This is a genomic window from Shewanella sp. P1-14-1 (assembly GCF_001401775.1).
In the GTDB taxonomy this organism is placed as follows: domain Bacteria; phylum Pseudomonadota; class Gammaproteobacteria; order Enterobacterales; family Shewanellaceae; genus Shewanella; species Shewanella japonica.
On the sequence record NZ_LKTL01000040.1, the window covers coordinates 1 to 22550 of the forward strand.

The window sequence follows — 22550 nt, forward strand, 5'->3', positions numbered from 1 at the left end:
CTCTTCCAGCAATTGCTGCCTTGCAAGTAATAACCCTGCTTCGGCAATTTTCACTTCTGCTTGGTAATCTCGATCATCAAGTTGCACCAGCACTTCATCTTTTTCAAAAAAACCACCCTCACGGAAATTAGGGCTAATGGTCAGGATTTGCCCTGATGCTTGAGTAACCAAAGAGCTTTGGGTTCTAGGTTTAACCACACCAAAACTGCTCACCTGAATTTGATAATCTTGTGGTGTTAACGTTAATGTTTCAACCGACATCGGTGCTATTGCCATCGGCTTGCCACGTTTGGTTGAAGGCGGGTTAAATGTAATCGTCGCAATAGCAATCACAGCTACAGCAATTATGCCAACAGGGATAAGGTATTTCTTGTTCATCATATTATTCTTCTTCTGTAACACTCGCATCCAGATCGCCACCTAAAGCAAGGTGCAATCCAATACGGTTGGCAATGATTTGATTTTTTAAACTGATGACTGAGCTTTGCGCGACAAAAGCACGGTTCTGAGCGTCTAACACTGTCGTGTAGCTCACAAGTCCGCTTTGATATTGCTCAAAAGACAAAGTTTCGGCTTGTAGCGCATTCTCCTGAGCCTTTAACGTTGAGCGATATTGTTGCTGTAAACTTGCATCTAAATCTAAGTTATTTTCAACCACTTCGAAGGCGTTAAATAAGGTACTTAGATACTGTTGCTCTTGTTGCTTCAATTTCAGTTTTTGTTGTTCAGTTTGCGACGCTAATCGACCGGCATTAAATATCGGCGCGGTAATGCCACCAAAGACTGACCACGAGCTGTAATCACCGCTCAATAAGTTAGCAATATCGCTGCTGGACGTGCCAATATCAGCACCTAATCGAAGGGCTGGATAACGTTGTTTTTGGGTATATGCTACTAAGGCGTCTTGAGATAACAGTTGGTACCACGCTGCTTGTAATTCTGGCTTGCGTTTAACTAACTCACTTGGCACACCAATCTTGATCCCTTGAGGCAGTAATGGCAGCTTTTCATCAATGAGCAATTTACCCGCAGGATATCCGCCCAGTAACCTTTCTAGGGTTCGGATATCTTGGTTATGCTGGCTTCGTTGGGATAACAGATTGGATTTTTCACTGTGATATTCATTTTGCGTCAGGTAGACATCAAGAGATTCGTTCAATCCCTGTAAATATCCTGACTCAATAATCTCAAAGTTTAACTTGGCATTTTCAGTTCGGCGTTCAAATAACTTCACTAACTCAGCTGAGGTTACCACCTTGTAGTATGCAATAACGACGTCAGCTACCAAGGCATCTCTTGCTTGTTGGTAATTGGCTTCCGCTGTAAGTAAATTGAGTTTAGAGGCTCTAGCATTGTCAGATAATTTGCCCCAAATATCCAACTCATAACTTAGGTCTAAGCTCAGGTTATTGAAACTGGTTGAGTCATCACTGTCACCACTACGACCACTATTAGCGGACAAATCAAGTTCTGGCCAAAAGCTGGAGTCACTGACATTGAGTTGCTGCTTTTTGACCTCAACTTCAAGTGCTAACTGAATCAATTCTTGGTTGGTATTTAGGCCAATACTGATAAATTCGAGTAATTGATCTGTTGCAATCGGCGTCACCCAGCTTTGATTATCTTTTAACGATTCAGCATCAGTGTGCCAAGACGCTGGAAGTTGCGGCGTCACCAAAGGTTCGTCCAGATATGAGGAAGAGCTGCAAGCAGATAAAATGACTATCGAAGTTGCCACAGCGACCTTGGTAAAACGTCTTTTCATTAATGGGAAGTCCATTTTCATTTATTATTTTGTCGAATTGTTACGTAATTGATTTTAAATAGTTCACTATTTAATTCAAATAGCCACGGGACAACTTTGCACAGTTTTACATTAGAGTTGTGATGTCTCTCGGTTAAAGCATCATCCTTATGCATCCATTGGCGATATTTGTATCATTTTATGTATTTTTAGCTTTTATTTTAATTCTGTGAACTATGCACCTACTTTCAGCGAACACTTGTACCCATAATAAGCCAACAGCAATTTTGACTATTGGAGTTAGTGATGCAAGACGTAACCTGCCCTCAATGCAGTAACAATATTGACCTGAACATTATCACTTGTCCACATTGCCAAGCTGCTCAAGGATTAGATGCGCTTAGTGGAGTAGACCCTGATATTCGTATTAAAAATCAAAAACTCGCAATACTCTTTGGTTTTGTACTAGGTGGATTTGGCCTGCATAAGTTTTACTTGGGGCAGCACCTAAAAGGAAGTGTATATCTTTTATTCTGTTGGACATTGGTGCCAATGGTCGTTGGCTGGGTGGACGCTATACGTACCTTAAAAATGAGCCCGTTTAATTTCCAGCAACGATACAGTCGTAAACCAAATCACAGCTACATTTAACATCTAAGTCATTACACGACTGTCGGCGCTGGCTTAAATCACTCTAATAAACGTGGCTGCTCTGCCACGTTTATCTATTTTTCATAAAGACTAACCCTATTCAATATTATCGAGTAAACGACTCAACCTGTTTATATTCGATCTCTCTTTTCGGCTAAGTTTAGCAAACCTATTGTTAACTTTTTATTTCAACAGACTAGACATCACCTGGTAACTCTCATAACCTAAATGTGATTTAGATCACATTTTATATATAAGTGATATCAGTCATGATAATGAAAAGGAGATGTCTATGAATAAGTTACCTTTAAAGGCACTTGTCACAGTGATGTGTGTGTTCAGTGGAAGCGTATTAGCTGAAAATAGCGTTATTGAATGTAATGACTGCACTGCCATGCAAAAAGTTAATGCTGTAGCAGGCTACGATAATGGTGTGGTATTCGTCGCAGACTTTGTTAACTATAAACTGAATAAGTTTGTTATATCTGACGACAAGAAAATCAATCAGGCTCAGCTTACTGCCAGCGAAGTTCAACAAGTAAATCAGCAGTTTGATTACCGTAAAACCACACTTATTGCAGCAAAATAAAAGCCGCAAACAAATAGAAGCAAAGTGGTTAATATTTCAATCGTTAGCAAGCGACAAACGACTTAATAACAAAGTCACTTTTGTTGTTTTATAAAAAAGCAGCCTGACTACAGTTTGGCTGCTTTTGGTTTAAATGAAGGCTTGTTTACTTATTAAGGTGCTTGACTATGGTGTCTTGTGCTTGTTGCTGAGTCGCGACTTTTGCAGTGGTTTCAATTTTAGCTGTCGCCTTATGGCCTGTCATATCTTCAGCAATATGCAACCAATCAGGATGCCAATAAAAAGAATTACCCGAAACCGTATTCCAGTTATGTACGCCTGCTTTCTCACCTTGGTAGATGAGATCGCTCATTGAGTATTTCATCACGTCTCCTTATCAAACGAATAAAGCCATATATTCACTTGTTAATTGTTCATATCTACAAGCAGAAAAGTTGCTTATATTACGTTCAATTAAAGCATTAGAAGTGATACTTCACCAATAAATTAGTCACGCTTTGATCGGTATTAAATCCTGAACTGCTTTTAATGCCGTATTTATTCTTCCAATAGTCATACTCAATACCCACGAATAACGCGCTATCTCGCATGCCGATTTGTTTACCTAAATCATATTTAAGCTGCGGGTTAAAATGGACATTTTTTTCGTAACTGCCATCAGAATCAACCACCCAATCAATAAAGCCATCAAACACAATCGTCGACTCGCCAACTGGCCAACTCATCTTCCAAACTGGGGTAATTTGCCAAGTGTCACCATCGCGCCCATCGGGCAAACGTTTGTACATATTGAGTTGGAAAAAATCGAACCCTGGAATGGCTAAATCTATCCCCGCACCAATTAAAAATGACTCAACATCACCTTCACCAAACTCTATAGTTGTTGCCAGTAAGACATCTTTAATCATGCCAGCTTCTACGGGTTTATCTAGCATTTTACTGAAGCTAAAACGCGGACTAAACTCGCCGTAATAGGTGTTTTTACCGTTTAGGAAATCTTCTTCACCGTTATATTTAGTGAAGTCGACAAACATAAATAAGTCACCAACATTCCAACCTCTTGCGTGCTCATAAGTAATAGTTTGCTGAATTTGTGGGTTAACTTTAAAGTTATCGCCATAAAGGTAAGACAGGCTATTATCTTGCCAATGCACTATATCATTTGAAGTCATATCATTTGCTGCAACAACAGGAGCCTGACAAAGCAGTATCAGGGCGAGCAAGCGTTTCATATTCAGTCCTTGTAGGTATCATTGTTATTAATTATCAACGTCGCTGTTTCTTCATAAGATAAAAAACGATGCAGATATTATTATCCCCATAAAAAAACAGTGGTAACTATTATGACAGTTTGTTTACAGATAATTAAGGAATAGATAACGCCTAGGGCACGTTTTATTGTTTTATTGAAGCAATTATCTCAATGAGTAACCCTAGCCATGAACAATTCCTTCCCTTCTGGCTCGTTTAGTTCTAAATAAGACAGCTTTCAACTATATACAAATCCTTGATTCTGTTTCATTGCTGATGATATTTATCTCAAAAACCAACTGTACTAGATTTGGACTCATGAAAGATTCACCCAAGGAATGAATATTATGCGACCTAATCAATTACAGCGCGCTCGCGCCACAAGCCTACCTTCTCGAGAAGACATGCTTCAACGCTCGCCTTCTGTACAGCAGTTTTGGGATGACAATACCGAATTGTTCAGTGAGGCTTGGCATGAATGGGAAGCGAGCGAACAGACTAATCTGTTACCGCTCAATGATGCTTTGCTCGATAGCAGACTGCGCGAGGCTGTTACTCAAGCATGGCAAGATCCCAGCAAGGAAAAAGCCGTTCGTGAACTCCTGCATGAAGTAGCGCCAGGTGTGTTTAGCTTCCAGCTGTTTGCGCCTGAAAAACTTGCCATATTGCGCGATTTTTTAACTAAAGCGGCCGATGCTGAGATCCCATTACGACCTCCATATGGCATAGTGCTCAACCGCGGAGGAGCAATGTTAGATCCTCGCTCTGAAGGGTATCTCGCAGCGCCAGAATTTCAGCACTTTTATCGCAGTCTGTTAGATAACTACATGCGCCCTATTGCACGCTTGTTATTTCCAGAAGTCACTGGCTACGACACGCAAACATTTGGGTTTTCAATTCAGTATCAGCCCAATAAAGATACCTCGTTGCGTATGCATTCGGATGCATCTTCCGTCACACTGAATATCAACCTCAACTTGCCTGAGGAGCATTTTACTGGATCTGGCGTGAATTTTTACGATGCCAATACAGGTAAAATAGTTGAACAAGTATTCGAGTCTGGCGTAGCGTTGATCCATCGAGGTCATGTACCTCATGCAGCGCAGCCTATCATCAGTGGTGAACGAACTAATATGGTATTGTGGTTATACGGTGACAATGGCCAAATTCCAATGCAAGGTATCAATAATACCCAACACGATGCAAAACAGCGTTGGACTACGCCAACAGCAAACTTTGATCGTTATGCGCCCTTTTAATCACAGTAAGCAGATGCTTAGGTGATCCCCCAAGCTCATGAATATTAAAAGCGCTAGAAGTTCTGGCTACTAGCGCTTTTTGATCAATGCCAGTTAATCGACAACTCAGTAGAGTGATTTAGCGAATTCAATTAGAGCAAGTCGGTTAAATTGATTTCAAGTAGACTCAAGTCGACAACAAGGTTCAATGAAGCGCCCCCTATAAAAACCAGCTATTTAGAACTGAAAAATCTAATCAAGTTTTGTGGCACAACCCCAAATATGAATAGATGCTCTGACATCTACAATCGACAAAGCAACAACAAAAGTGAATCTTAATTCACAAAAATGTAGATTAATAAACCAAAGCCTTGTATTCTCTTTGCCCAAAAGTAATCCGCTTACTCAAAAATAATAGCTAATTCAGCTACACATTTGCTTATATAAAATGAATAACAAAGGCGAGTCATGATAAAACCAATAATAATCACAACTTGTATAACCATAGTGTCCACCTCAGTATTTGCCAATCCAGCCTATCATAATGAAGCTGCAGCCAATAAAGCCGTGGAGTTCGCTCCAGGGGTGATTTCAACAACTGAGCACTTTGAAATTAATACCGTGTTTAATCAATCTGGCGATAATGTCATTTTTGCCCGTTGCAATGATGATTTTAGCCATTGCACTATGATGCAGTCTTCATTTGATTCAGGTAACTGGCAATCCCCTACACCACTAGCGATATCAGGCGAATACTTAGATGCCGATCCTTATTACAGTGCTGATTACTCACAGCTATACTTTGTGTCTAAAAGGCCATTAAAGGGTGAGAAAGAGGAAGCAAAAGAAGTCAATATATGGCGCTCAACGTGGAAAAATGATCAATGGCAGCAACCTGAGTATCTCGATATCAATTCAGATGCCGCCGATCTATATCCATCACTGACAGACAAAGGCGAGCTTTACTTTCCTTCATTTAGGGACAATGGTCGACATATGTTTGTTGCTCAGCCTAAGGGCAATGGATTTACGACACCAGAACCTTTACCAAGCCATATTTATGGCGTGAACGGTAATATTGGTGACTCAGCAGTCTCACGCGATGGAAAAACCATCGTATTCAGTATAAAAGATCGTCAAGACAGTTTAGGAAAAGGCGATCTTTATATATCACACCTCGTGGGCAATGAGTGGACAGTCGCTAAAAGCTTAGGCGATAAAGTTAACACAGCAGATCATGAGTTTACGCCGATTATTTCTCCCGATGGTAACTACTTATTTTTTACTCGTATTGAGAACGGTAAAGGCAATTTATATCAAATTCGTTTATCTGCATTAATGGCTGATTAGCCAACACAAGTTTTGATTTTTAGCAATAATTAAGGCGCCATATGGCGCCTTAATTATTGCTAAAAATCAGTTCACACGCATTAACCATATGGCGTGAATACGCTATATTTTATTTTTTTATCAGAAACTTAGTTAATATTTGATAACAAAGCAGGATTAATAACTAAATTCCTCACGCCATGAGCATGGTCTTCTTTAAACTCATTCCCACGACACCATTGGCCCACAGAGTCGATATTGACCTTAGCCACCTTTGGCCTAACACGCCAAGAAACCTGCAATGGCGATCCTTTTTCGTTATAACCCGGCCCTGTTGTCGAACCACTATATTCAATTGGTTCGCCCATATTGTTGAGCATATTAATCGCTTGGTATTTGCCTTGTGCTTGTTCAACTTTCGTCAACTGATTAAAGTCTAAACCTTGACCGCCCCCAACAAGCACAAAGACTTGGGTTTCAACTCTCAACTGCGGGTTAGCAATGGCTTCATTCATGCAAGCAGCCAAACTTTCACCTGGAGTGACCTGTGCAGTTGAATGAACATAATGTAGCTCGATAGTATCACCTGCGTTTAACCCACCATTTTTACTTGGACATACAGCCATACGTGTTTGCATCATTTCTTTGTCAGTTAAAACACCATTATATTTATAACCTGACTGATACCCTTTGCCATCTCCATTACCCGCATAAGTCGTAAACTCGCCACCTGAATGCTCTGCATTTTTATGAAAATGAATATTACACAGATTCATCTGGCTATAACTTGGGGCTGCGCTAAAGTGAATGGGGTTATTGCCTTTGACTTGATTGAGATCTCTTGGCGATTGCGGACCAAATCCCTGCCCTTGAGTTTGACTTGCAAGTTTTGCTCTTTGCTCGCTAATAACCTGATCTGATACTGCCGCTGTCACCCCACATGTATGTAGCAATAAACCACTCGCTGCGAGTGTGACAATTAACCTGTTGTTCATAGAATATCCTTTTCAATAATTAACCAAAATGTCGAAGTCAGTTCTGCATCTATTTGTAGACTTTGGCCTCTGCAGCACTCGTCTAACAACCAAATTCAGCAATCACTAATTAAAGATAATAATAGTCACAAGTTCAAAAAACGGTCAACTTTAGCAACATACTGCTCGATCTATTTTGAGCTTCACAACGTATGAAGATTAATCAATTAGGTAAAACATTCATGTCACCTAGTTAATTTTCACTTTACTGCTATCTTTACAACATCAAGCAGTAAACATGCACTGGTATTAACCAGTTGGTATCTCAGTCACTTTTATACTCAATCGTGATTCAACGTTCAGCTATATAGTGACACCGTCATTATCAACAGGGTGAAACCATGCAAAAACTCAAGATGTTACTTAACACCGTCTGGCAGACAATTAAAAAGCCCAGTGTGCATTTCAGTTTAGGTTTTTTAGTTATCGGTGGATTTATTGCAGGGGTCATATTCTGGGGAGCCTTTAACACTGCCCTTGAAATGTCGAGCACTGAGGAATTTTGTAGTAGCTGTCATCAAAATGTTTATGAAGAAATGAAGCCCACGATTCATTACACCAATCGTAGCGGCGTGCGAGCCACTTGTCATGATTGCCATGTCCCCCATAAATGGACCGATAAAATTGCCCGTAAAATGCAAGCATCTAAAGAGATTTGGGCGCACCTTGTCGGCTCGATTAATACACCGGAGAAGTTTGAAGCTAAACGACGTGAACTTGCCGAACATGAGTGGCGCCGTTTAAAAGCAAATAATTCATTAGAATGCAGAAATTGTCATGAATTTGATTATATGGATTTCACCCGACAATCTGAGCGGGCAGCAAAAATGCATTCAACCTACTTAGAAAGTGGTGAGCAGACCTGTATTGATTGTCATAAAGGGATTGCGCACCATCTGCCTGACATGGCTGGAGTGGAAGGCTTTTAACTAGGCTGAGCAGTCAAAATGACTTATATAAAATAACTGGCATTATCTTGCGTTACTTTAACGTTAATCTATTAAGGCTATAACTTTCAAACTCTTAAATAGTTAAAGCCTTAAATAGTTAAAGCCTTAAATAGTTAAAGTCTTAAATAGTCAAAGCCTATTATGAGTCAACAAAATTAGTTTTTAAACTAACAAGTTTTTCAGTAAATAGCTTTTCTATGATTAGCTTTTCAAAAGCAGCGGCGTTCCAGTAAAACGAATACCAGCCCATCCATGTTGCATAAACTGGCGAATATTCTGATGTTCCGCACCTTGAGGCGTGGCTAACACATCTTGGTAGTATTGGCCAAAAAGCTTAAGCGTTTGCGATTCCGACAATTTATGTCGCATTGCAAATGAAAACACTTTGCAAGATCCTAAGTTTTGTTCTGCACTGTTTTGCTGCTGACCATTAGTAAATGCAGTCGGAGTAAACTTATAATACATGTCGATGATCGCCATTGTATCTTCAAAACGGCGCTCTTCTTGGCGATCAATACCGCTAATAAAACGGACTAACTCTGCTTGATGCATTAACGCTTCCTTATAAAGTAGGTTAACTTCATTGTATTCATCATTGAATTAACTGCAGCTTAAAAGGAGGCTATAACAAGGTCAACTGAAACATTTTCTTATTCATCAGCGTTTAAATGACCAACTTTAACCAGAATAACAGTGTCTTGTTCAACATACGGATTATGCTGGCTTAAATGCGGGCTTCTAATCCAACTTCCAGCAGGATACCGTCCATGCTCATCGATAAATTCACCGCTAATCACGTATATTTCTTCTCCGCCAAAATGACGGTGGGGCTGAAATTGACATCCCGCTGGCCAAAAGACTAAAGCGGTAGATTCAGTTAAATGTTGATGCAACGGCATGACCTGTAATTCGCCTTGGCCAGGTAGCCAATCAGTATTACGAGTATCAACTCTGACTTGCTCTTTATCACTTGGTAAAAATTGATGTAACTTTACTAATAACTCACAACCTTGCTCGCTAAAAGGGGCATGACTAAAACCTTCAGGGTTGCGAATATACGTGCCAGCAGGATAGTCACCAGTTTCATCTGAAAATACCCCTGACAATACAAAGATTTCTTCACCTAATGGGTGTGGGTGAGATTTAAAACTTGCGCCAGCATCATACTTAACCACACTGGTAGCATGACCTCGCTCGGCTTCCTCGCGAGCCAAACGTTTACGCCAAACGCCTTTAGCTGGGCTTTTATCCCAATTCAGCTCATGAGTATTTACCACGACGCGTTGGCTAAAATCCATATTGATAGTGTTCATGTATAACCTATTAAACCTTGTATTGTATCTCTAGGGTTATCATAGGGGGATTAGCCAATAAAACCTAGTGGGCACAAAACCGTACACTAGGTACTTTTTGGTACTATTTATTGATTAATAAGATAAAAAATAAAAAGCCTGCTCAATAAGTTGAACAGGCTTTGCTGGGGGAGTGCAACAATATTCAATTAGGCGATTAAACTAGTTGAAAATTCCTTACTTAAACGGCACTGGGCGTGGCGTATTTTCATTTGAAGGCGGTAAAATCGGTAACATAATTTGTGGCTGTTCACCGGTTAAGCTCTTCAAGAAATCAACCATTTGCTTGGTTTCTTTTTCACTCATTTCCTGACCTAATTGTATATCAGCCATGGTGTTAACCGCTTCTTCAAGTGTCCAAACACTGCCATCGTGGAAGTATGGATAGGTCAGCTCAATATTACGTAGTGTTGGTACTTTAAAGACAAACTTATCCGCTTCTTTACCTGTTACGCCTTTACGGCCAACGGCTGGGTTATCGGTATGGAATGGTTTAACTAAGCCCATTTTCATGTACATAGTACCGCCAACAGCAGGACCGTTATGACAAGCTACACAGCCTTTATCTTTAAATAATTGATAACCCGCTTGAGCGTCGGCTGTAATGGCTTTCTTATCGCCTTCTAAATACTTATCAAATGGGCTGTTTGGTGTTACTAACGTCTTTTCAAATACCGCAATGGCGTCTGTAATTCTGTCGATGTTAACTTCTTCAGAACCATAAATTGCTTTAAAACGTTCAACATAGCCAGGCATTGAAGCAATAGTACCAACAGCGAGTTCATGGGTATAACCCATTTCTTTAGGGTTATCGATAGGACCCGCAGCTTGCTCTTTTAAGTTAGCAGCACGACCATCCCAAAACTGCGCTAGCATGTAGTCAGCATTTAATACTGTAGGCGAGTTAATTGGACCTTCTTGCCACTCATGACCGATAGACGTTGGCAATGCATCCACACCACCTAACGATAAGTTATGGCAAGAGTTACAAGAAATAAAACCAGACATAGATAAACGTGGTTCAAAGAACAACATTTTACCTAATTCTACTTTTTCAGGTTCGGTGATAACAGCAGGTTTAATCACCTCAATTGGCTCACTTGCTTGAGCTGTAGAAATTGAACAAATTGAAGCAATAATAAAAGCAACAGAGGTTAGCTTGAACATAACGAATAACCTTTTAAAGTATGTGGTTTAATTGCAGCTATCTTATCCTCGCTTTTTTAAGAGATAAAATGACAAAATCCGATTGAGTCTATCGCAGATTTGGATAATAAAAACGAGACTTAAATCACTGTTATTTTTAGCAAATAAGGTAGGTTAACAACTAAATTGATTAGCATTGCTAATTAGGCTTAAAATCTCGATTAGAATGGAATGAGATCACACTAATTTATATCAAAAAAGCGACTCATTTAGCCCCAGTTATGACAATTATCTTCTAACTTACAGCGCAAATACGCCCAGCCTTTCCAATTTCCGCCCCAATCAAGCTTGTTAAAGACGGTTTTCCAGCGTTAACTCCACCAGCATAGCTCAACGAAAAACAACATCATTGTGCATTTTGCTTTCAGCATATTAGCCACTTTAATGAAACAACTATGCTAGAGTTAAGAAGTATTTAGGGACTAAATAAATGGAATAACTCGCTTTTATTAAGCGTGACGAGGTAAAACGTAAAATGGATGTGCAACTACCACAAATCACCCAGGCTTGGACCAAACTGAAAGCCCTGTTAATGGGTCAGCCTGCTATTATTGCTGATGCAGAAAGTGCTGAAGGAAAGTTGTCACTGAAGGATATCGCTAGAATTTACCCCCACCACCATCCAAAGGCGACAGTGGAAAAAACCTTACTGTATAACCCTATAAAAGCTGATCTAGCTAAAGATTCTCATGCAGCCGATAAAGACGTAGCGGCGCTACCTGAAGCAAAAAATGCTAAACATAAGATAAAACAACAAGTCGATATATCGCCATTATCCGAGCACACTCGCTTTATTGGTCGCGAACATCAATTTATTCAATTAACCGACTCAGTTACTCGTTGGCAGCAAAATAAAGGCGAGTTAACTGCTGTTACAGGCCCTGCTGGTTCAGGTGTTAGCTCTTTTCTCAATCAGTTTCATCATTGGTTTTTAACCCAGCAAGCAACTCGCCAAACAGAAGCGGTACATATCACTTATCTTAGTTTTTACCATGCAGCATTAACCACAAAAGAAACCATTGCTAACCTTTGTTACTGTTTCAATATTAACGATGCTCCAGCATCGATTACCGCAGCGATAGCCTTAATAAACAAACAGCCTGCACATGTGATCATTATTGATGATCTGCATAAGCTAATGCTCAGAATGATGGGTAACTATCAAGCCTTAGTCACGTTTGCCACCATATTAATGGAAACCCGACAACGTCATTGCTGGGTTCTGGGTTGCGAAACCTATGTTTGGCACCGCCTATCATCACAGTACGCGATTACCAATTTTGTAAAGTTCGTCATTAAGCTCGACTATTTTGGCCTGTCAGAATTTCGCGATGTAATACAAAGCAGGATTGCACAAATCGGACTGCACATTACTGATAATCAAGATGATGACGCTGAAAAGTTAGCATTTGAGCAACTCACAAAACAATTGCACCAAGCCACTGGAGGCCATAGTAAATTGGCTTGTGTATTGATATTTCATGCATTGATTCAAGACGACAACCACCCGCTAACAATAGCCCCGCTTTGCCTGCCAGATTTAACCAGCTTAAAACAATGCAGCGACGACGATCTGTTTAGCCTTGCAGAATTATACGTTCACGGTGGGTTACGGATTTTTCAGCATGCTGAAATTTTTGCCTGTAGTATCGAGCAAAGTGCACTTAAGCTTGAGTATTTATGTCGCCAAGGATTGATAAAAGCGCATTATTCAAAACAAGATTTTGCCCAACATTATTATGTTATCACTCCCACTTTAACACGACTGATTGCCAGCCACTTAGTCAATCACAATAAGCTCTACCTGTAGGAGTTAGTATCATGGAAGACTCACGTAAAGCCCTGCAAGCCATATTAGATATTATTTCATTCGATAAGTTATTCGCCTTTGCCTTGGTGTGTTTCTTTGCTTGGTTATTGCTCGTGGTTGTGCAAACTTTGCTGACTCATTTAACCGTAAAATTACCCAAATACCGCTTACTGTGGAGCCGCTTATACCCATTTGTAAGGCTATTTATTTGGGCTACAGTCATTATCTACACTATTGCCGAAATCATTAACCCGCACGAAAACCTGGTACTCGCAGTGATTGGCTCCATTGGTATTGTGCTCGGTTTAGCAACCCAAGAACCAGCTAAAAACATGATTGCTGGGCTGATAATCATGATAACCCCACCCTATCGTGTTGGGGATATGGTGACGTTATCAGGCCATTACGGCGAAGTGATTCAACTCGACTGGAGCGTCACTTGGCTTAGAACTTTTGATGATAATACTGTGATGGTGCCTAACGCTGAGGCGCTTAAAACTGCCGTATCAAATGCCAATAGCGGCGCATTAGATGAAATGGTTGTCGTTAAATTCACTTTACCGATACAGGTTGATCATCAACAAGCGACTCGATTAGCAAAAGAAGCGACACAATGCTCACCTTATACTTTTTTAGACAAGCCTATTACGGTGAATATTGCCACTCGCTATGAGTTTGGCGAGCACCTTATTGAGCTAACCGTCAAAGCCTATGTCATGGATATTCGCTTAGAACGTAAGTTTGCCAGCGACATTAATTTGCGCGTCATCAACGCCTTTAAGCAGGAAAAATTCTATCCTATGTCAACTTCTGAGACCGCAGAGGCCATTAATTAAATCTCTGCCATATCTTGAACAGCTTGGCATTTGCTATACTCTTGCCAATTTTACTACTTATCATTGCAAAAATAGCCAGCTTAGGATGTTGATATGACTCAAGATGAAATGAAAAAAGCCGCCGGTTGGGCAGCACTAGAGTACGTTGAAGAAAACAGTATTGTTGGTGTAGGTACTGGCTCAACGGTTAATCACTTTATTGATGCATTAGCGACAATGAAACACGACATTCAAGGTGCGGTTTCTAGCTCTGAAGCGTCAACTCAAAAGCTAAAGCAATTAGGCATTGAAGTATTTGATTTGAATAGCGTGTCTGATTTATCAGTGTACGTTGATGGTGCTGATGAAATTAACGCCCACATGGACATGATCAAAGGCGGCGGCGCAGCATTAACACGCGAAAAAATTGTTGCGGCAGTTGCAAAGAAATTTGTCTGTATTGTCGATAACACTAAGCAAGTTGACGTATTAGGCGAGTTTCCACTTCCAATTGAAGTGATCCCTATGGCACGTTCTTATGTGGCACGTGAATTAGTAAAATTGGGCGGCGACCCTGTGTACCGTGAAGGTGTAGTAACGGATAACGGCAACGTTATTTTAGATATGTATAACTACAAAATTCTTGACCCTAAAGCGCTTGAAACTCAACTAAACGCCATTGTAGGTGTGGTGACTAATGGCTTGTTCGCAAACCGTGGCGCTGACGTATTACTTGTTGGTTCACCAGATGGTGTTAAAACTGTAGCCGCTGAGTAGCTAAACTAAAAATACGCTTATCTCGTATCAAGCGTTTTAAAAGTCTAAAGCCCAATACCGTATTGGGCTTTTTAATACTTATAATTCAATAATCTAAAGGAAAAACAAACCCACTCACTTACCTGTCATAGCAATAACGCCCTAACCTATAACAAGTTCAAATCAAACCTACACCGCTATAACAATAAAAACTGACTGCTGTTTCTACTCGCTTTTACATTCGGTTTTAAAGTTAACTTTAAACGTTACTGATATGTTAATCGCCACAAAACATGTTACATTAATAAACATATGATGATTATTAATGGTAATGATAATGCCCTCTTTCACTAAGCCAATCAATCTCGCTCAGCTAATCCTACTGCTCACTGCAAGTCAATTAACAGCATGTGCAAGCGAAAATTCAACCCCTTCAAAAGACAATAAAGTCGATACCTTATTTAGCGAAACTCATGGTGTTCTACCCGCAGAGGAACGTGCTAGACGTAAATGGGATGGTGCTATTGTGGGAGATTTAGATGGCAACGGTTTTCAAGACCTTCTGTTAACTGAACATGCCTATAAGGTTTTCATCTATTGGAATGAAGGTGGATATTTTTCCCCGCCTACTGAGTTAGTTCAGGGAGATATGCACGGTACTGCAATTGCTGACTTTGATAAAGACGGTTTAGTGGAAGTGATTATCGCTCAAGGGGGAGGAAATGGCAGCAATCCGAGAAAACCAAGACATTATGAAATTACCCGAGATCGTGAAATTACTGGTGGCGAGCAGCTTAGTCACTTTGAAAAAGGCCGTGGCCGCTCAGTAAAAGTATTAGATGCAAATAACGACGGTAATTTAGATTTATTTTTAACCGGATTTGCAACGCCAGAACAATTTAAAACGGGCGCTAACCATTTTTATAGCAACAAGGGTGCAGGTCAATTTACCTTTAACGCCCACCTTCCTTTTGGTGACCGTTTAAGTTACCGATCGTCAATAACCGATTTCAACCAAGATGGAGAATCAGATATTGTTGTATATGGCGGAAAAAATATTGTGCTTGCCAAAGGGGGTGAAGGTTATAGCTTTACAGATGCCACAGACGAAGCGTTAGGTGAATTACAAAAGATAAGCCATGCCAGTTCAATATCACAAATAGACTTTGATGGTGATGGCGATTATGACTGGGTTATTAGTCGATCAGAACATCAGTTTCAACATGAAACCTATTATGATCCTGAAACCAAAAGATTCGCATTTTTTGCACGCTTTCAACCTTCTCAGCTAGAAGACCTCACGATAGCTGGGCCATTTAAACTTGAAAATTTACAAATGGCCTACCCACACTATGATGTATTTGTAGGTAAAGACAAGCGATTACTGGACGTCAAAGCTCAAGCAGTAAAAACTGGTCAAAGCTGGAATAGAAGCGGTAATAACCGCATTGAATTAACCCAAGAAGCATCTCAAGGCTGGCCAGAAGGACTCTGTGTCAAAGGGGCTAAAATGAAGTCCTTACCCGAAGGTTCAAAACCAGGGCTTTATATTGGCTATGTCGGTGATAATAAATGGCGGGTTTGTAGTCAAACACAATCAGCAACCGCTGGGGTTATTAACAATGTGACTTCAACGCCAAGTCCAACGTTAAATCCTCCTTTACCGGCTAAATTATTGGAAAATCGTAATGGACGCTTTGTTGATGTCACTCAATCAATGAGGATTAATATCAATGAGCAAACCACCAGTACTTTAGCAGCCGACTTTAATAATGATGGCTGGACTGATTTATTTTTCATGCGTTACGGTAATATGGCAAAAGAAATCACCCAGTATTTATACTTAAATAATCAAGGAAAATCGTTCAGTTTAGCGAGTAACCACGGCGTCATTTCAACAGATATTGGTGCCACAGGCGCTGGAGCGGAAGTCATAGATTATGACCGAGATGGCGATGCAGATTTAATTATTGCCAACGAACGTGGCAAATGGCACCTATTTGAAAACCATACCAATAGCCAAACTAATAATCACTTTTTAGGCATAAAAGTCACTACATCACCTTCAAAGCAGGCTGATATCTTTGGGGCTAAAGCCATTGTATCGGCATGTGGACGAATTCAAACCCGCACTGTCGGTGACACAGCATCAGCTTATGCTGCGACCTATAACAGTGACTTATTATTTGGCCTAGGTGATTGTAAAAGCGTTGATATGGTGACGATCCGTTGGTCAAATGGTGAAAGCAAGCAGTTTACGCCAAAGCGAATTGATCAATATATTGATCTAGCAACACTAGAGTAAAGCTAGGCTTGGATATTAATCTCGCTAAGACATTAATCTCGCTTAAATGACTTCTTAGGTTATTGAGTTAGCTGTTTTATAGTACATGCTTTAAGTAACAAACCTAGCCCACTTTAAATAGACTAACCGCCTCATGTAGCGCCTCTGCTCGTTGCCTGACATCTTGAGTTGCTGCAGAGTTTTCTTCGGTTGCATTGGCTGTTTCATCGGCAATATCACGGATAATCACCACATTCTTATTCACCTCTGCAGCCACCATACTTTGCTCTTCAATGGCGGTAGCAATTTGTGTACTCATATCTGAAATAGTTTGCACATCTTGAGTAATAGAATGCAATAACTGCCCAGCACCACCCGCTTGCTCAACACTGTCTGTTCCTTTTTGCTGACTAGCGTCCATTAACTGCACAATCGAATGTGTACGGGATTGTAGTGTGGTAATAATTTTTGAAATTTCCTCGGTGGACTCTTGCGTACGCATGGCTAAACTTCGGACTTCATCAGCTACAACAGCAAAGCCTCGCCCTTGTTCCCCTGCCCTTGCAGCTTCAATGGCTGCGTTCAATGCCAGTAAGTTAGTTTGTTCTGCAATCCCTCTGATCACATCTAGCACACTACCAATCGTTTCACTGTCTCGCTCTAATTCACCAACCACTTCAGACGAGTCACTAAGTTGACTTGCCAAGGTTTGAATTTTTTCAATGGTTTGCTCAACACTCACTAACCCTTGTTGTGCATGTTCATTGGTTTCGTTAGCCTTTAGCGCTGCTTGTTCAGTATTGCTGGCAATTTCTTCAATCGTTGCGCCCATCTCAGTAATCGCTGTAGCAACCATATCGGTTTCGCTGAGTTGCCTTGATACGCCATCAGAAGCCACCACGGCATTTTGAGTCAGCTCTTCACAGGAAATATTCATTGCTTCGACAGACTCATTAACTTGTTCAATTAAGGTCTGAAAACTGAGCACCATGGCGTTAAAGTGTTTTGCAATTCTGGCGAGTTCATCATTTCTGGTTTCATCACAACGCAAAGTAAGATCTTTATTTTTCTCAACCTCGGATATCACTTTATTAATGTCATTAATCGGCACCACAATACTGCGTAAAATCAGGTAGGCAAATACGCATAAAATGAGGGTGATTAACACAAAAATAGTGGCGCCTAATATGAGTGCATTATTTTCAGCTTGGCTAATTTCTTGGTGAGTTTGCTGTTGAAGCGTAGATAAATCAATCGCGGTTTTCTTAATCGCTTCTCGCAATATCAACATGTCGCCATCGTAAGCACTTAAGCCAAACTCTTTTTCTTTATCTGTCAGTTGTACAAAACTGCGTTGATAAGCATTCACCAATTCAGTAATTTGCTTTTTTGTTTGATAATCTAATGTGGATGCGTTTAATTGCGTTTTAAACAAGCTAATATTTTTATCAAACCTATCTAAATAACTTTGAGTGCGTCTGAGCATAAAGTCTTTTTCATTTCGGCGAAGCTGCAGCATAGTGACCGACAATAGGTTTTGATTTTGCTGCTTTAATATGGTTTCAACATTATGGACAGATTGTCTTAAGTCACCATACAAACCAGTTTTTGGTGTTAAGCCTATCTCAGTTTGTAACGTCACCAATTCAGCAAACAACCCTTTATATGTTCGTAAACTCTGATTAAAACTAGACAGGCTTTGGGTAGGTAAGCCACGTTCAATTAAAGTCTGCTCAAGTTCGGCAATGATGTTATTGATGTCGTTGTAGATATCATCGTGATCTTGAATGTATTTAGTATCTAAACGGGCAAAAAAATCTTTTTCAATCACTCTCAGGTTTAATACTTCTCGCTCAATTTCGGTCACATGATTAGCTGCGCTGGCTAATCGAGACTTCACTTCGCTAGTATAAAGTTGTAAGCCAAACATTGCGGTAAAAGCCACTAAAGACACCACTACGCTCAATATTAACTTGGTACGAATTAACATATAAATCCCTAATAACCTTAAGGTACATTAAAAATATAGATGTACATTTGCTCTTTAGACAATGTTTGCACAAACTAAATTTTCCCAATCAAATTAAGCGATAACTACATTAGCTAACATCGCTATAAATATTTATCGGCTCAAATAGCACGAACTTAATTTATTTTATTGTGCAGTAAACCTTTTGCTAACTTGCTAATGTCTAATCTAGTAACTCACACCCAAACGGATAAAACGGTGAACTTGAATACCAATAACATCACTGACATTGCACCAACGCTTCAAACAAATGCGAGTGAAGTGAATGCTGCTATCGACGGGAATACACCCGACGAACAGTTAGTGGCGCAGGCATTGGATGGGAATAAAATTGCTTTTAAGCAACTTTATCAACGTCATCAAGGACGAGTGTATGCGATTTGTTTTCGTTTGAGTGGCAGTCACGATCATGCAGATGAAATTTGTCAGGATTGTTTTGTCAGACTGTGGCAAAAATTAGGACAGTTTAATGGTGAAAGCCAATTCAGCACTTGGTTACATAAATTATGTGTGCATCAAGCCATTAACAGCATGAAAGCTAAGCAACGTTTTTGGCATCGTTTTTTACCCGAAAGCAACTTAACTGAACATGCTGAACAGCAAACCAGCACCCATTATGAATACCATAGGTTAGACAAATTAATACTGACCTTACCTGAACGAACCAGAGTGGTGTTTGTGTTATCCGCAATTGAAGGGTATCAACACCAGGAAATAGCAGAGATGTTGAATATTGCCGTGGGAACCAGCAAAGCGCAGTACCACAGAGCAAAGCAAATGTTACAGGATATGCTGGTATGAAGAATTTATCTCCACAACAAACCGAAGCAGAAAAACAACTTGATGAGTTGCTCACAAGCCTACCGACTGAGATCAATCCACGCATAGATCTTTGGCAAGGCATTGATGATCAAATCAGTGGCAAAACAACTCATAAATCTTCCTCGGATCAGCAGCAATGGAAAACACTTGCTATCGCTGCAAGCCTCGCTTTTGTGATGGTACTAGGTTGGCAGTTATCTGCGCCAAATATGACTTCTGAACAAGAAACAATCACGGTTGATAACGCTTTATCAAACCAATCAACTGAAGACTTAATTGCCTTGGTAGATCAAATTGCAACGACTCATCAGCAACAATTGGCCTCATTTGAAGACAATAAATTCACTGTTGGTATGCAGCTTGATAATCAAATTAACCCATTTAATAAAGGGTTTACTGAGCTTCAACGTGCATCAAAAGAAATCCAGCAAGCATTAAAAAATGATCCCAATAACAAACAAGTCTGGGACTTATGGTTATGGGTAATGAAAAGAGAAATTGAATTGTTGCAACAACAGCAACGCACACCAACGAATTCGACTCCATCAACGCAAGGAAATGTAATATGAACACCAAACTTAATCACCTATTTAGCCGTATTGTAATCGGTTGCAGTGTGCTGCTCACTCCGTTGATGGCCCAAGCAATTGAGCAAATTGACCGTGAAATGACCGTGTCAGCGAATCCTCAAGTTGAGCTAAAAGTGCAACGTGGCAAAGTCGAAATTGTGGGCTGGGATAAAGATATCATCAGTGTTAAGGGCCATTTAGATGAACTGTCACAAGGTTTTATCTTCGAGCAGAAAGGTAATGAGATTGTCATTGAAGATAAACTACCAAGCAGTTATCGAGGTAATAATAAACAAGGTTCAAATCTTGTTATTCGAATTCCAACCAATCTAAAGCTTGAAGCAGAGGGTGTATCTGCTGATTACGAAGTAGAAAAGCTCAGCGGAAAAATTCAGTTATCTTTGGTCAGCGGCAGCATGGAAGTTGAAGAAACTGAAGGTGAAATCAAACTAAATACTGTCTCTGGCGACATTAAAGCAGACGAGCTCAACGGTAAAATTGAACTAGAAACAGTATCAGGTGACATTAAAGATAAAAATATCCAAGGCAAAGTGCAGTATCGCTTAGTCAGTGGCGAGCTTGAATCTGAAAATAACCGTGTAACAGATTTAGCAATTGACCAAGTCTCTGGCGATATTGAAGGTAGCTTTACCTCAGCGCAAAAAGTCAAAATTGTTACTGTGAGTGGTGATATTGAAGTCAAACTCAGTGACGTTGTTAGTAAAGTCGTATTCGATACCGTGAGTGGTGATATCGATGTGAAGTTTTCAGCGATGCCAAACTTATCGTTTGAAATTGATGGCGGCCCTGGTGGGAGAATTGATAACCGCCTAACAAGTGATAAACCAATGAAAACAAAATACACCTCAAGAGAGTCAATTCAATTCAAAACTCAACAAGGTGATGGCAGCTTTAACGCAAGCACTGTGAGTGGCAAAGTCAGCTTAGAGAAATAGTCACCAACATAAAGGAGACCGACTTTAATTTCATTGAAGCGGATTAAAGTCAGTCGCCTTTATAAATATTTAGCAGTCTTTGAAGTATCAACCCAATAAGATACTCACTTTCGACATTTAAGCTCAATGGCAATACACTTAATACACCTTGTTTCGGCATTGCTATTAAATTTAATGAATAAAACGCCATTTGAAGCTCTCGATCTTAATTTGATCAATGTTTTTTTCATTTTATATGAAGAGCTAAACACCCATAAAGCAGCCGAAAGGCTCCACATTAGCCAACCTGCTGTGAGTAGAGCATTACAGAAATTACGTGATGCTTTTAACGACCCCATATTTGTTAAAACCAGACACGGCTTAACTGCAACCGATAAAGCCCATTATTTAGCGCAAAAGTTGCCTAATACTTGGCAAGAGCTGACCGATATTATTAACCACATGGAAGAGTTTGAGCTTAAGGCGCTCACGGGTAAAATTAATGTCACTCTGCACCCTGCTCTCATAGGGTTAATTAGTGACCAATTATTTTTAGCCTTGCATCAATTAGCACCAAAAATTGAATTAGTGGTTTCGGTGTGGAGTAGTAACACAGAGCAAGAGTTACTATCAGGTAAGCAAGATATCGCCGTCACAATGGTTGAACCTGATTTTTCCAAAGAAATGACAGTTAGGACATTACCAAAGTTATTTGCCAAAGCTTATTTAAACAAGCAACATCCTTTGGCGAGGCATGTCATTAACGAACAATCATTTGCCGATTATCCACTAGCTGTTTTACATGTTACAGGGTGGAACGAAAATACAACCTATGTTGAAAAGTATCTTAGAAATGCTGGATTAACACCGAAGATAGCTTATCGAAGTCCGCATCCTGATTCAGTATTAAGTGTGGTTTCGCAAACTCATTTAATTCATGCAGCAGGTGCGCAATACCACGGCATTAATACTGATAAAGTGTGTAGTAAAATTATTCATATCAATAACAAACCTGTCGAGCTGAATAGCTATTTTTGTCATCACTATCGCCATAGAAACAAACCGTTGTTTCAGTGGCTATTCGACACGATTGAGGCAATAGTTAAGCAACAACATTTATCAGAGAGAAACCTGTCGAGCTGAATAGCAATTTTTGTCATCACTATCGCCATAGAAACAAACCGTT

The 22550-nt window shown here is 40.0% G+C and carries 21 protein-coding genes and 1 pseudogene; 13 read left to right on the forward strand and 9 right to left on the reverse strand.

The window, feature by feature from the left end; genetic code table 11:
- Window positions 1-381 (reverse strand): annotated as a pseudogene (locus AN944_RS19940) (efflux RND transporter periplasmic adaptor subunit); the annotation flags it as partial.
- Between the two features lies 1 nt (window position 382).
- Entirely contained in the window at window positions 383-1765 is a 1383-nt protein-coding gene (locus tag AN944_RS19945; RefSeq protein ID WP_055026406.1) for a TolC family protein, read from the reverse strand.
- A gap of 285 nt (window positions 1766-2050) precedes the next feature.
- Here AN944_RS19945 and AN944_RS19950 point away from each other — a divergent pair, with 285 nt between their 5' ends.
- Together AN944_RS19950 and AN944_RS19955 are read left to right on the forward strand one after the other, a co-directional pair.
- Window positions 2051-2395 carry a TM2 domain-containing protein gene (locus tag AN944_RS19950; RefSeq protein ID WP_055026407.1) on the forward strand — a complete coding sequence of 115 codons (345 nt, stop codon included), beginning with the start codon at window positions 2051-2053 and terminating at the stop codon, window positions 2393-2395.
- Between the two features lie 292 nt (window positions 2396-2687).
- Complete coding sequence (locus tag AN944_RS19955; RefSeq protein ID WP_055026408.1) at window positions 2688-2984, forward strand: hypothetical protein; 297 nt, start codon at window positions 2688-2690, stop codon at window positions 2982-2984.
- 145 nt (window positions 2985-3129) lie between these two features.
- Here AN944_RS19955 and AN944_RS19960 read toward each other — a convergent pair whose 3' ends face one another.
- Window positions 3130-3348, reverse strand: a complete 219-nt coding sequence (locus AN944_RS19960) for a hypothetical protein (RefSeq protein WP_055026409.1) — start codon at window positions 3346-3348, stop codon at window positions 3130-3132.
- A gap of 97 nt (window positions 3349-3445) precedes the next feature.
- Complete coding sequence (locus AN944_RS19965) at window positions 3446-4216, reverse strand: hypothetical protein (protein ID WP_055026410.1); 771 nt, start codon at window positions 4214-4216, stop codon at window positions 3446-3448.
- 366 nt (window positions 4217-4582) lie between these two features.
- Between AN944_RS19965 and AN944_RS19970 the strand changes: the two genes are divergently transcribed.
- Both AN944_RS19970 and AN944_RS19975 read left to right on the forward strand, forming a co-directional pair.
- On the forward strand, window positions 4583-5494 hold the full coding sequence (locus AN944_RS19970; RefSeq protein WP_055026411.1) for a hypothetical protein: 912 nt from the start codon (window positions 4583-4585) through the stop codon (window positions 5492-5494).
- Between the two features lie 447 nt (window positions 5495-5941).
- Entirely contained in the window at window positions 5942-6823 is an 882-nt protein-coding gene (locus AN944_RS19975; protein ID WP_055026412.1) for a PD40 domain-containing protein, read from the forward strand.
- A 128-nt stretch (window positions 6824-6951) separates the two neighbouring features.
- Here the strand turns inward: AN944_RS19975 and AN944_RS19980 are convergent, their stop codons facing one another.
- Complete coding sequence (locus AN944_RS19980) at window positions 6952-7797, reverse strand: delta-class carbonic anhydrase (RefSeq protein ID WP_055026413.1); 846 nt, start codon at window positions 7795-7797, stop codon at window positions 6952-6954.
- Window positions 7798-8177: 380 nt separating this feature from the next.
- On the opposite strand from AN944_RS19980, the gene AN944_RS19985 reads away from it, so the two are divergent.
- Entirely contained in the window at window positions 8178-8765 is a 588-nt protein-coding gene (locus tag AN944_RS19985) for a NapC/NirT family cytochrome c (RefSeq protein WP_055026414.1), read from the forward strand.
- Between the two features lie 222 nt (window positions 8766-8987).
- On the opposite strand, the gene AN944_RS19990 is transcribed toward AN944_RS19985, so the two are convergent.
- The 3 genes from AN944_RS19990 to AN944_RS20000 all read right to left on the reverse strand — a co-directional run bounded on the left by AN944_RS19990 (window position 8988) and on the right by AN944_RS20000 (window position 11305).
- Window positions 8988-9338: a HopJ type III effector protein gene (locus tag AN944_RS19990; protein ID WP_055026415.1), complete on the reverse strand. Its 351-nt coding sequence runs from the start codon at window positions 9336-9338 to the stop codon at window positions 8988-8990.
- Between the two features lie 98 nt (window positions 9339-9436).
- A complete protein-coding gene (locus AN944_RS19995; RefSeq protein ID WP_055026416.1) occupies window positions 9437-10099 on the reverse strand; it encodes a cupin domain-containing protein in 663 nt (220 codons plus the stop codon).
- Window positions 10100-10315: 216 nt separating this feature from the next.
- Window positions 10316-11305 (reverse strand): cytochrome-c peroxidase, encoded by a 990-nt coding sequence (locus AN944_RS20000; RefSeq protein WP_055026417.1) that lies wholly within the window; start codon window positions 11303-11305, stop codon window positions 10316-10318.
- Window positions 11306-11819: 514 nt separating this feature from the next.
- Here AN944_RS20000 and AN944_RS20005 point away from each other — a divergent pair.
- The 4 genes from AN944_RS20005 to AN944_RS20020 all read left to right on the forward strand — a co-directional run bounded on the left by AN944_RS20005 (window position 11820) and on the right by AN944_RS20020 (window position 17030).
- Complete coding sequence (locus AN944_RS20005) at window positions 11820-13154, forward strand: ATP-binding protein (RefSeq protein ID WP_055026418.1); 1335 nt, start codon at window positions 11820-11822, stop codon at window positions 13152-13154.
- An 11-nt stretch (window positions 13155-13165) separates the two neighbouring features.
- Window positions 13166-13990 carry a mechanosensitive ion channel family protein gene (locus tag AN944_RS20010; protein ID WP_055026419.1) on the forward strand — a complete coding sequence of 275 codons (825 nt, stop codon included), beginning with the start codon at window positions 13166-13168 and terminating at the stop codon, window positions 13988-13990.
- 93 nt (window positions 13991-14083) lie between these two features.
- Entirely contained in the window at window positions 14084-14746 is a 663-nt protein-coding gene (gene rpiA / locus AN944_RS20015; protein WP_055026420.1) for a ribose-5-phosphate isomerase RpiA, read from the forward strand.
- A 316-nt stretch (window positions 14747-15062) separates the two neighbouring features.
- Complete coding sequence (locus AN944_RS20020; RefSeq protein ID WP_055026421.1) at window positions 15063-17030, forward strand: CRTAC1 family protein; 1968 nt, start codon at window positions 15063-15065, stop codon at window positions 17028-17030.
- A 103-nt stretch (window positions 17031-17133) separates the two neighbouring features.
- Here the strand turns inward: AN944_RS20020 and AN944_RS20025 are convergent, their stop codons facing one another.
- Complete coding sequence (locus tag AN944_RS20025; protein WP_055026422.1) at window positions 17134-18999, reverse strand: methyl-accepting chemotaxis protein; 1866 nt, start codon at window positions 18997-18999, stop codon at window positions 17134-17136.
- 198 nt (window positions 19000-19197) lie between these two features.
- Between AN944_RS20025 and AN944_RS20030 the strand changes: the two genes are divergently transcribed.
- The 4 genes from AN944_RS20030 to AN944_RS20045 all read left to right on the forward strand — a co-directional run bounded on the left by AN944_RS20030 (window position 19198) and on the right by AN944_RS20045 (window position 22507).
- A complete protein-coding gene (locus AN944_RS20030; RefSeq protein ID WP_082420078.1) occupies window positions 19198-19839 on the forward strand; it encodes an RNA polymerase sigma factor in 642 nt (213 codons plus the stop codon).
- The gene (locus AN944_RS20035) at window positions 19836-20429 is read left to right on the forward strand and encodes a hypothetical protein (protein WP_055026423.1); all 594 of its coding nucleotides are present in this window, start codon (window positions 19836-19838) and stop codon (window positions 20427-20429) included. The genes AN944_RS20030 and AN944_RS20035 overlap by 4 nt, the downstream gene beginning before the upstream one ends.
- Complete coding sequence (locus AN944_RS20040; protein ID WP_055026424.1) at window positions 20426-21385, forward strand: DUF4097 family beta strand repeat-containing protein; 960 nt, start codon at window positions 20426-20428, stop codon at window positions 21383-21385. The genes AN944_RS20035 and AN944_RS20040 overlap by 4 nt, the downstream gene beginning before the upstream one ends.
- Before the next feature lie 126 nt (window positions 21386-21511).
- The gene (locus tag AN944_RS20045; RefSeq protein WP_082420079.1) at window positions 21512-22507 is read left to right on the forward strand and encodes a LysR family transcriptional regulator; all 996 of its coding nucleotides are present in this window, start codon (window positions 21512-21514) and stop codon (window positions 22505-22507) included.
- Window positions 22508-22550 lie beyond the last annotated feature (43 nt).